The organism is Finegoldia dalianensis (assembly GCF_046255015.1).
In the GTDB taxonomy this organism is placed as follows: domain Bacteria; phylum Bacillota; class Clostridia; order Tissierellales; family Peptoniphilaceae; genus Finegoldia; species Finegoldia magna.
Genome location: NZ_JBDLBQ010000007.1, coordinates 37,966 through 51,410, shown reverse-complemented (window position 1 = coordinate 51,410; position 13,445 = coordinate 37,966). Strand labels below are relative to the sequence as shown.

General features: G+C 28.9%; 24 protein-coding genes. 4 read left to right on the top strand and 20 right to left on the bottom strand.

From position 1 onward, the window contains the following. Positions 1 to 32: 32 nt before the first annotated feature. From ABDJ34_RS08135 to ABDJ34_RS08095, 9 genes are all read right to left on the bottom strand, one after another. Positions 33 to 761: a hypothetical protein gene (locus tag ABDJ34_RS08135; RefSeq protein WP_412702007.1), complete on the bottom strand. Its 729-nt coding sequence runs from the start codon at positions 759 to 761 to the stop codon at positions 33 to 35. Between the two features lie 117 nt (positions 762 to 878). Next, positions 879 to 1,451: a hypothetical protein gene (locus tag ABDJ34_RS08130; RefSeq protein ID WP_412702006.1), complete on the bottom strand. Its 573-nt coding sequence runs from the start codon at positions 1,449 to 1,451 to the stop codon at positions 879 to 881. 79 nt (positions 1,452 to 1,530) lie between these two features. Continuing rightward, complete coding sequence (locus tag ABDJ34_RS08125; RefSeq protein ID WP_412702005.1) at positions 1,531 to 1,764, bottom strand: hypothetical protein; 234 nt, start codon at positions 1,762 to 1,764, stop codon at positions 1,531 to 1,533. 103 nt (positions 1,765 to 1,867) lie between these two features. Further along, entirely contained in the window at positions 1,868 to 2,047 is a 180-nt protein-coding gene (locus ABDJ34_RS08120) for a hypothetical protein (RefSeq protein ID WP_412702004.1), read from the bottom strand. Positions 2,048 to 2,207: 160 nt separating this feature from the next. Beyond that, entirely contained in the window at positions 2,208 to 2,444 is a 237-nt protein-coding gene (locus tag ABDJ34_RS08115; RefSeq protein WP_412702003.1) for a hypothetical protein, read from the bottom strand. A 129-nt stretch (positions 2,445 to 2,573) separates the two neighbouring features. Next, the gene (locus tag ABDJ34_RS08110; protein ID WP_412702002.1) at positions 2,574 to 3,110 is read right to left on the bottom strand and encodes a siphovirus Gp157 family protein; all 537 of its coding nucleotides are present in this window, start codon (positions 3,108 to 3,110) and stop codon (positions 2,574 to 2,576) included. A gap of 185 nt (positions 3,111 to 3,295) precedes the next feature. Next, entirely contained in the window at positions 3,296 to 3,559 is a 264-nt protein-coding gene (locus ABDJ34_RS08105) for a hypothetical protein (protein WP_392436301.1), read from the bottom strand. A gap of 38 nt (positions 3,560 to 3,597) precedes the next feature. After that, positions 3,598 to 3,810: a hypothetical protein gene (locus ABDJ34_RS08100; RefSeq protein ID WP_012289895.1), complete on the bottom strand. Its 213-nt coding sequence runs from the start codon at positions 3,808 to 3,810 to the stop codon at positions 3,598 to 3,600. A gap of 144 nt (positions 3,811 to 3,954) precedes the next feature. Then, the gene (locus ABDJ34_RS08095; RefSeq protein WP_412702001.1) at positions 3,955 to 4,626 is read right to left on the bottom strand and encodes a hypothetical protein; all 672 of its coding nucleotides are present in this window, start codon (positions 4,624 to 4,626) and stop codon (positions 3,955 to 3,957) included. 257 nt (positions 4,627 to 4,883) lie between these two features. Between ABDJ34_RS08095 and ABDJ34_RS08090 the strand changes: the two genes are divergently transcribed. Both ABDJ34_RS08090 and ABDJ34_RS08085 read left to right on the top strand, forming a co-directional pair. Then, positions 4,884 to 5,318 (top strand): hypothetical protein, encoded by a 435-nt coding sequence (locus tag ABDJ34_RS08090; protein WP_412702000.1) that lies wholly within the window; start codon positions 4,884 to 4,886, stop codon positions 5,316 to 5,318. Positions 5,319 to 5,333: 15 nt separating this feature from the next. Next, on the top strand, positions 5,334 to 5,747 hold the full coding sequence (locus tag ABDJ34_RS08085; RefSeq protein ID WP_412701999.1) for a hypothetical protein: 414 nt from the start codon (positions 5,334 to 5,336) through the stop codon (positions 5,745 to 5,747). 149 nt (positions 5,748 to 5,896) lie between these two features. Here ABDJ34_RS08085 and ABDJ34_RS08080 read toward each other — a convergent pair whose 3' ends face one another. The 11 genes from ABDJ34_RS08080 to ABDJ34_RS08030 all read right to left on the bottom strand — a co-directional run bounded on the left by ABDJ34_RS08080 (position 5,897) and on the right by ABDJ34_RS08030 (position 11,822). Beyond that, positions 5,897 to 6,088, bottom strand: coding sequence for a hypothetical protein (locus tag ABDJ34_RS08080; RefSeq protein ID WP_412701998.1), 192 nt, complete (start codon positions 6,086 to 6,088; stop codon positions 5,897 to 5,899). A 93-nt stretch (positions 6,089 to 6,181) separates the two neighbouring features. Next, positions 6,182 to 6,616, bottom strand: coding sequence for a nucleoside triphosphate pyrophosphohydrolase family protein (locus ABDJ34_RS08075; RefSeq protein ID WP_412701997.1), 435 nt, complete (start codon positions 6,614 to 6,616; stop codon positions 6,182 to 6,184). Continuing rightward, positions 6,616 to 6,834, bottom strand: coding sequence for a hypothetical protein (locus ABDJ34_RS08070; protein WP_412701996.1), 219 nt, complete (start codon positions 6,832 to 6,834; stop codon positions 6,616 to 6,618). Before ABDJ34_RS08070 ends, ABDJ34_RS08075 begins: the two co-directional genes overlap by 1 nt. A gap of 14 nt (positions 6,835 to 6,848) precedes the next feature. Next, positions 6,849 to 7,535, bottom strand: coding sequence for a hypothetical protein (locus ABDJ34_RS08065; protein WP_412701995.1), 687 nt, complete (start codon positions 7,533 to 7,535; stop codon positions 6,849 to 6,851). After that, entirely contained in the window at positions 7,532 to 8,092 is a 561-nt protein-coding gene (locus tag ABDJ34_RS08060; RefSeq protein WP_412701994.1) for a hypothetical protein, read from the bottom strand. Before ABDJ34_RS08060 ends, ABDJ34_RS08065 begins: the two co-directional genes overlap by 4 nt. 31 nt (positions 8,093 to 8,123) lie before the next feature. After that, the gene (locus ABDJ34_RS08055; RefSeq protein ID WP_412701993.1) at positions 8,124 to 8,609 is read right to left on the bottom strand and encodes a hypothetical protein; all 486 of its coding nucleotides are present in this window, start codon (positions 8,607 to 8,609) and stop codon (positions 8,124 to 8,126) included. A 216-nt stretch (positions 8,610 to 8,825) separates the two neighbouring features. Continuing rightward, positions 8,826 to 10,091: an RNA-guided endonuclease InsQ/TnpB family protein gene (locus ABDJ34_RS08050; protein WP_412701992.1), complete on the bottom strand. Its 1,266-nt coding sequence runs from the start codon at positions 10,089 to 10,091 to the stop codon at positions 8,826 to 8,828. A gap of 12 nt (positions 10,092 to 10,103) precedes the next feature. Beyond that, entirely contained in the window at positions 10,104 to 10,514 is a 411-nt protein-coding gene (gene tnpA / locus ABDJ34_RS08045) for an IS200/IS605 family transposase (RefSeq protein WP_412701991.1), read from the bottom strand. Between the two features lie 124 nt (positions 10,515 to 10,638). Next, complete coding sequence (locus ABDJ34_RS08040; protein WP_412701990.1) at positions 10,639 to 11,139, bottom strand: hypothetical protein; 501 nt, start codon at positions 11,137 to 11,139, stop codon at positions 10,639 to 10,641. A gap of 13 nt (positions 11,140 to 11,152) precedes the next feature. Then, a complete protein-coding gene (locus tag ABDJ34_RS08035) occupies positions 11,153 to 11,524 on the bottom strand; it encodes a hypothetical protein (protein ID WP_412701989.1) in 372 nt (123 codons plus the stop codon). A 13-nt stretch (positions 11,525 to 11,537) separates the two neighbouring features. Further along, entirely contained in the window at positions 11,538 to 11,822 is a 285-nt protein-coding gene (locus ABDJ34_RS08030; RefSeq protein WP_412701988.1) for a helix-turn-helix transcriptional regulator, read from the bottom strand. 403 nt (positions 11,823 to 12,225) lie between these two features. On the opposite strand from ABDJ34_RS08030, the gene ABDJ34_RS08025 reads away from it, so the two are divergent. Together ABDJ34_RS08025 and ABDJ34_RS08020 are read left to right on the top strand one after the other, a co-directional pair. Continuing rightward, a complete protein-coding gene (locus tag ABDJ34_RS08025; protein WP_412701987.1) occupies positions 12,226 to 13,002 on the top strand; it encodes a ParA family protein in 777 nt (258 codons plus the stop codon). 11 nt (positions 13,003 to 13,013) lie between these two features. Beyond that, complete coding sequence (locus ABDJ34_RS08020; RefSeq protein ID WP_316517928.1) at positions 13,014 to 13,268, top strand: hypothetical protein; 255 nt, start codon at positions 13,014 to 13,016, stop codon at positions 13,266 to 13,268. Positions 13,269 to 13,445 lie beyond the last annotated feature (177 nt).

Below are 13,445 nucleotides of genomic sequence, written 5' to 3'. Positions count from 1 at the left end.
TTGTTCACCTTTCTTTTAGTTTAAAATTTTTATTACTTCCAACTAATTACAATCCATTGATTTTCTGTATTGTTGGCATCTTTTATCATTTTTTGCGATATTTCAAAATTATTTTTTAAATCGTTTTGCAAAATTTTTATTAAGGTTTTTGCCTCAATAGGGTTATTTTTTAACGATTTTTCAAACCTTTCTTTATTTTTCTTGTAATAATTGTCTTTTTCTAATTCTTTTAATTGTTCGGTTTGGATATCTAAAGTAACATATCCTTTATCATTTACAGGTATCAATAATATTTCATTTGAATCACTATGTTTTGTCGCAATGTCTATCATATTTTGTAAAAATTCTTGTTGAAAACTATTTATAGATTTTTTGTTTGGCTTTTCAAGTTTAAACATTTGTACTTCTTGCGTGTTTCCTCCTATTCGATTTAATACTTCTGGATGTGAATTTTTCAAATATATACAGTAGCCTGTCAAAAGAGCCCACAATACTAAAATTAGTCCAAATATACTCCATGTCCTATACCAATCTATAGTAGATTTTATATATTCAAACAATTGTAACAATGTAATACCTAAACTAATTATTACTACACAAATAAAAAGAATTATTGTTATAATATCCATTGTTTTTGCTATTCCTAATAGACCTGTTACGAACATGATAATACTATCAATTAAGAGAATAGGATAGAACATATCTAGCCACGGCTGAATAGCCTTTCTAGTTGACCAGTCTATATTATCTGTTAAATTCAAACATAATAACCATAATACAACAAAACACACAATACTTATTAAATTTATTTTAATTACCGTCTCCATTATTCCTATCCTTCAAATCTCTTTTTCTTATTAGTCTTTCCATTTTATTTCTTAATTCCAACTGATTACAATCCATTTATTGTTGATGTCGTTAGATTCTTTTATTGTTTCTTGTGTTATTGCAAAATCATCGTTTAAGTCGTTTTTTAATATCTTTATTAAAGTTTCTGTTTTAATAGGGTTATTTTTTAATGATTTTTTAAATTTTTCTTTATTCCTTTTAAAATAGTGATTTGTTTCTAATTCTTCAAATTGATTAGTTTGAATATCTAAACTGATATATCCTTTGTTGTTTAATGGCATTAATGTTATTTGTTTCGACTTATTATTTTTCATTTTAACATCTATGATGTTTTGCAAAAATTCTTGTTGAAATTTTGTTATATATTCTTCATTTGGTTTTTTTATTTCAAATTGTTGTTCAAAATTTTTTGCGTTTTCTTGCTCTATACTATTATCCCAACATACTGCATCATAAATTATTGCAATTGCTAGCAATATTGCAACAAATATCCTAAGTAAATGATATTTGTAATTTCTGTAAATGCAACGTTTCATATCATATCCGAGAATTATTACTAATATTACAAAAAGGGCTATCATAATAATTTGATATACTGTCATTTTTTCTCTCCTTTTTAAATCTGACTACTTCCTAGACTTTAGTCATGGGGTAGTTGACTATTTTTATCCTTTCTCACTTCTAACTAATTACAATCCATTGATTTCCTATACCACTAGGCTCTTTTATAAGTTTTTGGGAAATTGCAAAACTGTTATTTAAGTCGTCTTGTCTTTCGATTTCAAAATGTTGATTAAACATTTTAGCGTTTTGTTGTTCTTCTTCAATTGCATCAAGACATTTCCAAACATAAAATAATGTAACTCCTAACAACATCGCTACAGTTGCCCTAAAAAAAATGATGTCTAATATCATAACCATATCTAGTCAAAGATCTTATATCATACAAGATAATTAAGACTATTAATACATAAAGAACGATTCCTATAATTTGATAAATTTGATATTCTGTCATTTTTTAATCTTCTTTCTTTTTTCTACAACACAGATTGTATCTTTGTGCCAGCCACCATGGGGAACAAGCAAGATTCTTTGAATGGTGAACCCATAGTGTTTTTTCTTCTTCTATAAGTTTTTTGATGGGCTTTATCGAAAATGTGTTTTTGTTCGGCATAGCCCAGATTCTTTCGATTTTCAAATTTCATCACCTAATGGCGTTATACCCACAGAACACATATCATTGCAAAAATATAAAAATCCACTTGTGATTAATCCACAAGTGGTAAATATTTATAATAAACACAAACCCGACTTTAGTCGTGGGATAGTTGACTATCTGACGTCAGCTCCTGCTTACTCTAGTGCCAACGACTGAACACAATCTTTTCTCTTCTATATACAGATGAATTAGCTATAGGTTGGTCTGGTTCTGCTGCAAAATTGTTTTGCAATAGGGTACATAAATTTTCTTTTAATTCTTCTTCAGACATTTCAGAAGCTTTTTTTAAGCTATTTTTATTTTTGAATAAAATATTCTGATTATTCGTAAAAACCTCTCTATTATATTTATCGTACCAAACTGGAAATAAAATCATAATTACATCTCCTTTTATTAATTATATATGTAGAATATCGAGGATAGGGCAGTGGTCAATAAATTAACAATCCTACGCCAATGTACCAAATAAATATAAAAATAGGGGAGACCAAGCTCCCCTAAAATGTTATCTAATTCTTAATGATTCATTATATTCTAATTTAACTCCGTCAATTATTAATCCTTGATTAGCTATATCGTCATATAACTTTTGCTTGTCAGGCTTAGGTGGTTGAGGAACTAAATATTCTTCTGCTAATTTAGTTTCATCCTCAATAACAACCTTGCCTTTTCCTTTAGCTAGTGTAAATGTATATAAAGCTGTTTTAAGTTTTTTCTTGTCACAAAGATTAAACAATGTTGATAAAGCCGATTTCAAAAAGTTTATAGAATTATTAAAGCTATCTTTTCTTGCTCTAAGCCTTTTAATTTCTTCATCAATCTCTTTGACGTTGTTTTCTAAATGCTTTATATAACCAGCTGTATTATTCGCTTTTTCTTCTAGCGATTTGGTAGAGTCACTAAACTTTTCAAGCAATAATTCACGCTCTAATTTAATTCTATGCTCATCCATTTCTGTTTCGGGAACCATTTGATTAAGCTCTGCTAATCTCTCAATAATTTGGTTAAGTTGAACGTTTTGTTCGTATAATGTGTTTTCCATAATTTTCTCCTTTATTTGTTTTTTATTATGTATGTAATATATCGACAAATCATAAGTAGACTAATTATTAATCGCTCTACCACATGTACCAGTTTATAAAAACAAAACCCCCACAAAGATTAATTGTGGGGGAGTGTTTCTAAGGAAATATTGACTAATTTATATATTTTTTATTTTTGGGCTGATTAAGTTTTAGGAATAATTCTCATATTCCACGATTTTCTTCCCGTGATTTCCTCTGCTCTTTTCTCGGCTTTCATTATAATATCAAACTCTTCGCAAATTAGTCTATTAAATGGATCCCCATTTTTTATTTCTTCTTCTGTCATTTCTTTGTTGTATTGTTCGTATTTTCTATCCCACTCATCCTCATAAGCTTTTTGGCAGTCTTTTATAGTTTTTGCTTTTTTCAAAGCACATCTGTATTTGTTACTCATCCTGTATCCCATAATATACACTCCTTTATTGTTTTCTTTTATTTGTTTTGCTAGTTCCACAAAAGCATAAATATCAATTTAAGCCATACGAAGTTTAATAAAAAGAAGAAAATGCTCATTATTATTAATATAAAACTTAATGACTTACAATCTGCTGATGTTAAATATGCACATACTAACGCATGTTTTGATACAATATTTGTCGCAAAAATTAAACATATTATTAGCAAAAATAGTACGATTTGTGCTACAATAGCTATCATTATTGTCCTCCTTTGTTGTTTTCTTATGTATGTAATATATCGACAAGAAACATGTATATGAATTATTCGCTAGGCTATACGGTGTACCTACCTATGAGTAAAAAATTGCCCCACAATATTGTAGCGGGGCATTGTTCATTCAAATTATAGTTGATATTCTGTTTGCAATATTGATAGCCAACTTTTGACTTCTTCATTTGTTTTGCAATTAATGTGTCCGATTGGCTCGTTATTTTTGAAAATTGTTATTTGATTTTTAATATCAAGCCTTGATGATGGAGAAATAATAACTGTACAATCTTTATTTTTCGTTTTTATAGGGTCTAATAAAGGCTCTAAATCTACATTATATGCCCAATCAGATAAAATTCGATCATAAATAAATTTAGTTATTAGGTCGATATTTACAATTTTCGTTATTAGCATTTTTTCACTCTCGAAAAAGCCATTATTTATAAAATCTTGATTAACAAAATCTGATATCATATCTTCAATTCTATTAATAGTATCTATCATTACAAAACATTTATAATTATCGAAAAACTCTATCTTTACTATGGTATCGGGCGAAAGTTTCTTTCTATCAAAACGCTCTAATAAATCTTTTTTTAAAGTTTCGTAATTATTTACCAAACTATTAAGATCTGTACTATTAGTTGAACCATATGGAGCAGATTGACTCGTTTGGATCCAATCATTACCCACATCAGTTATTTTTTCTATCTCGTATTGAACAATATGTTCAGCCGAAAACCAGTCTCCATCCATCAAAATGTTTTTCCCTACAAGTTCTTGTTTTGATTTTACTGTTATCATAATCTATTCTCCTTTTTATTCATTGTTTTGTTATGTATGTAATATATCGACAAATCATAAGTATATTAATTATTTGTTATACTACAAGATGTACCCATACTCAAATTCGTTTCCAAAATTATAACAACAAAATAGCTAGATAATTCCAATCGACAATATTATAACGATTGAACAAAAGTTTATTAGGGGCTTATTTATTTTTTCTCTAATGTTTTGTGATAAAATAATGATAAATACATGGTAGAGGAGTTTTGTTTATGGATTTAGAAATTAGGAAGTTAGAAATTTGGAAAGCACGAGAAGCATTAGGTTCTGGAATGCCACTAGAAGAAATCGCAGAGAAAACCGGATTAGACTATGAATTAATTGTAGGACTTCGAATGGGATATATGGAATTCGAAAATCTTAGAATATCACAGGTTATGAAACTTATTAAGTTAGGCGAAAACGAGTGTATAAAAGAAGACTATAGAGAAATGATGGGGTATATTGGTATTGGCTCTTTTAACGAAAACAGTGATTATGTTGCGATTGTAAGAGATTATGAGTTATATGGCTACCAACCAATCATTTCATATTATCTACAATCTGAATTCGGGCAAATCAATCAAAAGTGTGAAGTTATAAAAGTAGAAGATGCTTTGAAAGAAATGGAAAAGTACTGCTACGTTGAACCAGAAGATGAGTTTTAGATTATAGGTGGGAAAATGAGTTCAAAATCAATTGATATAGAAAAAATAAAATTATTGTTAGAAAACGAAGCGTTCACATCTGAACTAATCGAACAAAGCACAGGCGTTAACAAAGGAATGATAGACAGCATAAGAGCAGGGGAGATGAATGTCGAAGATCTAGACCTCCAAACAGCTTTTATATTATCAAGATTATGCGATGGCATAAATATTTCATATGATTATGAAAATCTTTTGGAAGAATTTAGAGCAGACTTACACGAGTTTAGCCCTAAGCTTGTAGCTATTGTTAGAGAAGATAGGGGAGTGTACAAGCCGATAATAGATTATTATCTTCCACAATCCTTTAATAAGATTGATGAACCTTGCGAAATTGTTTACGCAAAAGATGTGCTAGAAGAGATGGAAGAGATGAACAAGCTAATATAAGGCAGAAAAAGCAGGTATATAGCACCTGCTTTTTTACAACAAATATTTAAGAAATATAATTAGGCAAAAAGGGAGATTTTTAGAAAAATCTTGACCTTTTAGTTTAATTGTGCCAAAATATAGGTTATAAATATCTGAATTTTCAGATTTTAGTAAATGTAAAAATCTTTTAAATTATTTTCATCGCATATTATTATTTCCTCTTTATCTAGTCTTTTGCAAATCCAAAAGTTAAAATATTCAGTATTAATTTTTTCTAATATTTCAACTGTTGCACCTGTTAATGTATCGTATGCGTTATATCCGATATCTATATCGGTTTTATTTATTCTTTGAGACATCTCACATTCCACCTTCTCTTTCTATTATTCTTGTTATACCCACAAAATGCAAGTGGTTATAAAAACAAACGTGAACAAAAAACATCCCCATTTTTATAAATGGGGAGATTGCTTTATAGAATCAATAATGTCTATCTTATAATAATCACCAACAGTTAATAGGACATCAATAATACCTGATGCAACAAGCTTTTTATAATTTTGAACACCTACTATAAAATTAATAAGCTTCGCTATTTGTTCTATAATGATTAGTTTACTTTCACAAGGTTTTTTAGAAACTTTTCTGAACTCTCGCATAATCGTATAAATCTTATCCAAATCGACTTTAGAATCAAGCTCATTTCCTACAACGAGGGTTATATACACATTGCAAATGCTATCTTTTATTAGGTCAAGATCGTCTAAGCACACGCCTTTTAACAAATCTGATAACTTCTCAATAGTTGCAAGAATGTTATTAGAGATCGTTACATCTAGACCAAGGTCTTGTGTCACATTTAATATATTTTTGTTTAATTCTTCCATTATTCCTCCAAAACTTTTGTTATCGCTTGAAGTGGGCTTCTGGCTTTAACAAGGCTTATTATTTCTTTTCCTTTTTTTCTAACTGCATAAAGCTCTGATTCTAGATAACAATACTCGTATTCCATATATTTTCTATCTAGTTCGTATGGTTCTGGAACGCTATGATATATATTTTCTTTTATCTCTTTATACGCATCGTGAATTTCCGATAATCCCATATTTACACCTCCTTTTAAAATATTGAGTCATCAATAACTAAAAATATTAGACCTATTGTTAAGACGATTAGACTAAGTGAACTGATAAATCCAAATATCTTTACAGAACCCATTTTTGGCTTGATTTGATAATCTAATATAGATTGCTCCATCTGCTTTATTTCGTTTTCGCTGTCTTTTATTACAGATTTTGATTTTGATATTTCTTTAGAAATTATAGAATTTGCAAACTCAATTTTATCTTCAGATATTTTGTCTTTCTCTCCTCGGCTAATTGCAGTTATTACCGCAAAAACTTTATCTTGATTATTCATTTCACCATAATATTTCAGCAAATCTTCTGTTGACATGTTCTTTATTGTCTCATTAATAAAACCACTTTCATACACAAACTTCTTATAAGCATAAACATTTGTTGTATCAAGTGTGTTATTATCATCTAGAATCTCTAATTCTTTGAGTTTATTAGTATAAGTTCTTTTAGATTCTTCTATCTTAGATTTTAATTCTTTAGTTCTTTCTCGTTGTTGAAATGTTTTTAAATCATTTATTACTACATTTTCATAGAATTGAATTCCCGGAAAATAATACCTATAAATTGGATTATTTACTCGAATTAAACATGTTATAGTAAAAATAATCAATGATCCTATAATCACTTTGGTTACCAATTTATTTAAATCATATTTAATATTTATCATTCGATTCCCTCCATCTTACACAAATCAGCTGATTTATATTTATTTTTCAAGTAATTACACTCTTCTTCAGTAAATATATTTCTTATACCAAAGATCTTTTTGTTTCCATCAAACAAAATCTTTTCTTCATCATTTTTAAAATCAACGACATTTAGATATCCGTAATCGCCCAATTCTTCGTTATATAGGTGATAGTTTTCACTAATTTCTTTAGCATTGAAGAATTTATCAAATTTTGATAATTGTCCTTTGTTTTCTTGCCAAACATTGAACATTGGGTCTTTATAATATAAGATATTATCTGAGATCTTATATCTTCTGTTATCTACTATATATTCAGTATTTTCTTTCCACCCCAGAATAACGCATAAACTATTAGTTATTAATACCTTTCCAGATTCACGAGCACTTATTTTTCTTTCCAATCTTTTAATTTGTCTAATAATTTTCTTTGCTTGTTTTGTGTTTAATTCTTTCCCTAATATTTGATCTACCGTATTGATAAACACATCGATATTAATATCTTGAATTTCTTTTTCTGTTCTTGTATTTTCCATAATATTCTCCTATAAAACAATGGGCGAGAGTCTAGTCTACGCCCACGATATAACTTTCTGACATTAATGAATATTCGTAGTCTTCGGTTTCTTTATCTAAAAAATTATAAATAAGATTGCTTAGTTCTTTTATTTTTTCGTTACCTAGACTTTCTGCTAAACTATATTTGTCATTTAAAAAATAAATGTTATCCCAATAATTTTCATCAATCGTTTCAACAATCCATTCTCCACAGTTTTGTGGAACCTCAGGTTTTTCGAACTCAATTATCCAAAACTCCTTTATTGTTGACAATAACATAATCTCAGAACGATTACATGAATCCACTAATTCCACTAATTCTTCTGCAAAAATATCTTGATTGGGGATATAGTCAGAGTTATCTATGTTTTCGTTAAACTCTCGTAAAACCCTTAGACCTTCAGTTTTTGCTTTATCAAAACTATCGAACATCTCATTTAAATACGTTCCTTTATCTCCGTAAAGGCTACAACAATATGTTTTGTTTTTATCCATAAGTCTTACTCCTCTTTAGCTTTCCAACCTACACCATAATCATTCCACAAGAAACATTCGCTAAATGATTTTATTTTAAATCTTGCAAACCTATCATCCTTATCAACTAAGGTAGCGTAACATGTGAACTACTCGGCAATTGAATTACCGAGCATCCGATATACGATGCAAATACATCGCAGATTCGGGGTGTGTCCATAACACCTATACTGCTTTTTACACAGCTACTTTTAATAGATAAGGGCTTTTTATCTCATAAGGATTGAGATTAATAACCCTTTTTTCTTCTTGCAAATATAATCTTAATATATTGTAAGCTCCGATTATATCAGCGTTCCAAATATTATCCCCATCTCTATACAATCCTCTTTTTATTCTGTTTGATTTTTTAGCATACTCTTTACTTACAAATGGGGCTACTGGGCTTGTTTGACTAGAATATGATTCTTTTTGTTTAACTAGTCTTATCCCTTCCAATCTTAGCTTATATTCAAGCATTTGATATATTTTATTGTATGGCAAGGAATGTAATTTTTGATTATTAACATGTCCAATATTATTATCTTTTCTTATTCCTTTAATATCTCCGATTATTACTGTATTGATATTGTTAACTACACAGTAATTCACAATGGCTCTTGTTGTTTTATGCAAGTAGTCATTTATACAATTATTCTTCTTTAAAAATAGGCTAGAGATATGTTTTGAACTTTTAGGATTTTTTATTCCTTTAGCATTTTGAATACTACTGTATTGTGATTGCACTCTTGATATCTCTTTATTGTATTTATGACATATCGCAAGATATTTTCTTCCGATTATAAAACTCTCATGAGTATTAGAGTTAAAACAAGAAAAGAGGTTGTGAAGTCCAAGGTCAATACTTAGATATGAATTATTATCTACACGATAATCTATATCTTTAATTTCGTAGATTACGATAATATTGCTCTTACCATTTATCGGAGGATATATTTTTATCTGTTTTATTACATCAAAGTCCTTGAAAAACTTATTTTCAAGATAAAGGTAATTATCTTCAATGCCATAGTTAAGATACATATATTCCTTTAATCTTTTTGATAAAGAAAGTCTTATAATATTCTCATCTACTTTATGTGATATCGCATTTTGCATATAAGTAATTGCTATATTATCAGACTTGTATTTAGGTGGTTTTGGATTAACAACATTAGGGCTTTTGCTTTTTAATAGAGAATAAAACGACTTCCATGATTTATCTAGTTGTTTACAAACTTCTTGTGCCGTTTGAGATGGAAGTTGTTTATACCATAAATCGTCTTTATGGTATTTCTTTTGAAAATACCAATTTGGATAATCACAAGGAAGATTTAATTCTTTGTAGTTTAGTTTTTCATAATTACAAACATTCCAAAGCTTATATGCCGCATAGCACATGTGACCTATAATGTTAGATTGTTTATTTGTCAAAATTACGCTTGTTTTTCGTGCTAGTAGCATATATTCACCTCCTTAATATGCTTTAGATTGTTTTTCGATATATCTCTTGATATCTTCTTCTGATACACAACCAATGGTTTCACAATAATACGAATGATTCCATAGTTGTCCTTTCCATAGCTTTTGTCTTAAGTCTGGATATTTCTCAAAAAGCTTTCTTCCCGTTATTCCCTTTAAATACTTAACAATTATTGTTACCGATAATTTAGGTGGGGCAGATATGAAACAATATATATAATCCATTTCTCCACACTCAAACAGTTTCACAGTAAAGCCTTTATCTTCGCCAATTTCTATTGCCAACTCTTTGAGATAGCTCTCAATTTCAGCTGACAATATTTTTCTTCTATGTTTTACAGACCATACAATATGGTAGTTAATATTGCACACCGAAGTGCGGTAATATACTAGGTTATCTTTCATACATATAGTATACTATATTTCAATCAAATAAGCAAACAAATGTTCGCCTGCCGCTTTCATCTCGGCAATTGAATCACCGAGGATTCCTGCTCAATTTCCTAAATTTCATATATCCTCCCAAACTCTAATTATCTTTTGCTTTCCAGCCTACGCCATAATCATTCCACAAAAAACATTCGCAAAATGATTTGATTTTAAACCTTGCAAATCTTTCATCTTTATCAACTAGGGTAGCGTAACATCTGAATTTTTCTTTAGTTTTGTTCACATCATAAATAGCGTATTTTTCACCTTCGATAAATTTCTCCGCTACTTTATTTTCGTGTTTAACCTTATCAAAAAATTTTTTATAATCAATTTTAAAATTACCTTCATCATCTATTACAGATTCATCTTCATCATATAAATTGTCATCCATGATTTGTCTCCTTTCTTTGTTCGTAAATATTTCATGTTCTTTTCTAAAATCGATAATCTCAAGATTATATATAAGAAAAGATCTAACGGAACTATAAGTTCTGTTTAATTCGTTCGATATTTTCTCTGCAACCTTAGAGAGTCTTTCTCTAGGATTATCATGAATCACTTTTTTACATACTTGTATTTCTTCACACGACCACTTCAACTAAAAAGCCTCCTTATAGTTGTTCTAATATATTTTTTAGTAATTCTTCATCTTTATTTCTTTTAATTGCACCCATTTTTTCAAAATATGACATAAGTTCTTCTTTAACCTTTAAATAATTTTTATCAAAGCAACAGTCCAGAATATCTGCTTGTATATCCAAAACATCAGCCAATGTAAGCATTTCTACATCACCGTTTTCAAAAGAATATCCGCTATCATCAAATAGGGTACTATCCCCATTTTGAATATTTGAGTAAACTAGATCTTTATTTCTAAAACTCAACCTATCGTGAATATTAGTACCTATATAATGATTTGATCGAGGACTAGCTTTATCAGTAATTTTTATTAACGGTATTCGCATTTTGTAATCGTTATACATTTGTTTGTCCTTTTTAATCCACTTTTTTCTCTGCATTTACATCATAGAAAATCTCTTGAACAGATTTATCTGCTAATGTTGCTATTTTTGCCATTCTTTCTCTTGATGGAAGACATCTACCTTTTTCATAATGACCCCAAGCAGTTCTTGAAATTCCACAAAGCTTAGCAATATCATTTTGAGATAGATGCAATTGTTTGATTCTGATATGTTTAAGCTCTTTAGCAATTTCTTGTTCCGGTTTTAATTTGTAATCACTTTCATCAAGCGGTCTAATGTTGTTATAGTCTATTTTCATTGTGTTTTTTGAGCAACAGATCAGATATTACAACAATGTATATCTGAATCTTTGTCTTAACCCCTTTCTAATATATTTTTGGTTTTAAAAGACAAGAACGTAAAATATTCTTTGGCTTTTACCTTATGTTTTGTATATGACAGAATTTGTTGCATTTGAAATAAATCAAACATACAAGCCCATGTACCAATTTAATTGTAATCTGTAAATAGATTAAATCAGTTAAAAGAAAACAAGATAACGAAAAGAATATGATTATAAAGATAAAATAATAACAATAGTACTACAAAGCGACAAGTAATTAAAACACATATAGAAATGTATTGCAATTACATTAACACAATGATATAATGTAACTATAATACAAAACACATGTAACAAATAACAAGTAAAGGAGAAAAACATGGTTATAACTATAGGGAATAACAAAGGTGGAGTTGGAAAAACGACACTTAGCACTGTATTCACTTATATACTTAGTGACTTAAGAAAAGAAAAAGTATTAGTAATTGATACAGATCAACAATCAAATTTATCTAAACTTTTAGAAATAACTTATGAAAAAAAATTTGACGAGAACAAAAACATATACCAAGCCTTATTTTCAGCTGAAAGTATAAAGAACTATATTCAACCCGTAACAAGTACATTAGACATACTAGTAGGTAGTTGGGATATGGCAAACTTCGAAAATAACGTTGGAAAGATTTATAAAGAACAATCTATTCCTTTTATTTTAAGGACTAAGCTAGAAGAAGTTAGAAATGATTATGATTATATAATTATTGACACATCTCCTACAACGGGATTGTCAACACAAAACGCAATAATAGCAAGTGATTATGTAATTATAGCAACACAAACAGTACCACTAGCATTTGATAGCACAGACAGATACTTTATGTTTTTAACACAAATATCAAATCAAGTATTTGATGGATTTGAATTATTAGGAATAGTTCCATATTTAGTGGGGGATTCATCTACCGACAGAACGTATATACAAAGATATAATAGCGAATTTAACGTAGATTGTTTTAGCAACATGATTAAGGCCTCAGATAGGGTAAAATCGTGGTCTAATAATGGAATAACAAGCCATTTACCATATGACAAGCGTACATTAAAAATGTATGAAGATGTTTTAGATGAAGCACTAACTAGAACTGTAAGTATGTAGGGGGGAATATTATGAAGAGCAGAGATTATAGAGACGATAATAACAAAAAGAACAAGAACATTATAAGTACTAATATTTTGGAAAGAAAGACAGATAATTCAAAGAGTATTAGAATATATGAGGAAGATTATAACTTTATTGATTTCTTATCAATTTGGAAGAAAGATACGATGGTAAGTTTAATAAATTCAATGATAAAAGAATATAAAGAAAGCCATCCAGAAGAAGTTGAAAAATATAAGGCATTTCAAGAGTTTCAAAAATAAATAAGCGATTATAACCGTAGATTTTCTTCTACGGTTATTTTTTTCTTTTTTTCGCTGAACAAACATGTATATTATATGAATAAGGCATTGTTTAAAATAAATACAATATTATAGTATTGTGTCGGACTATATATATGACAGAATTTCTATCCCTATATTTTATATTTTAACACAATT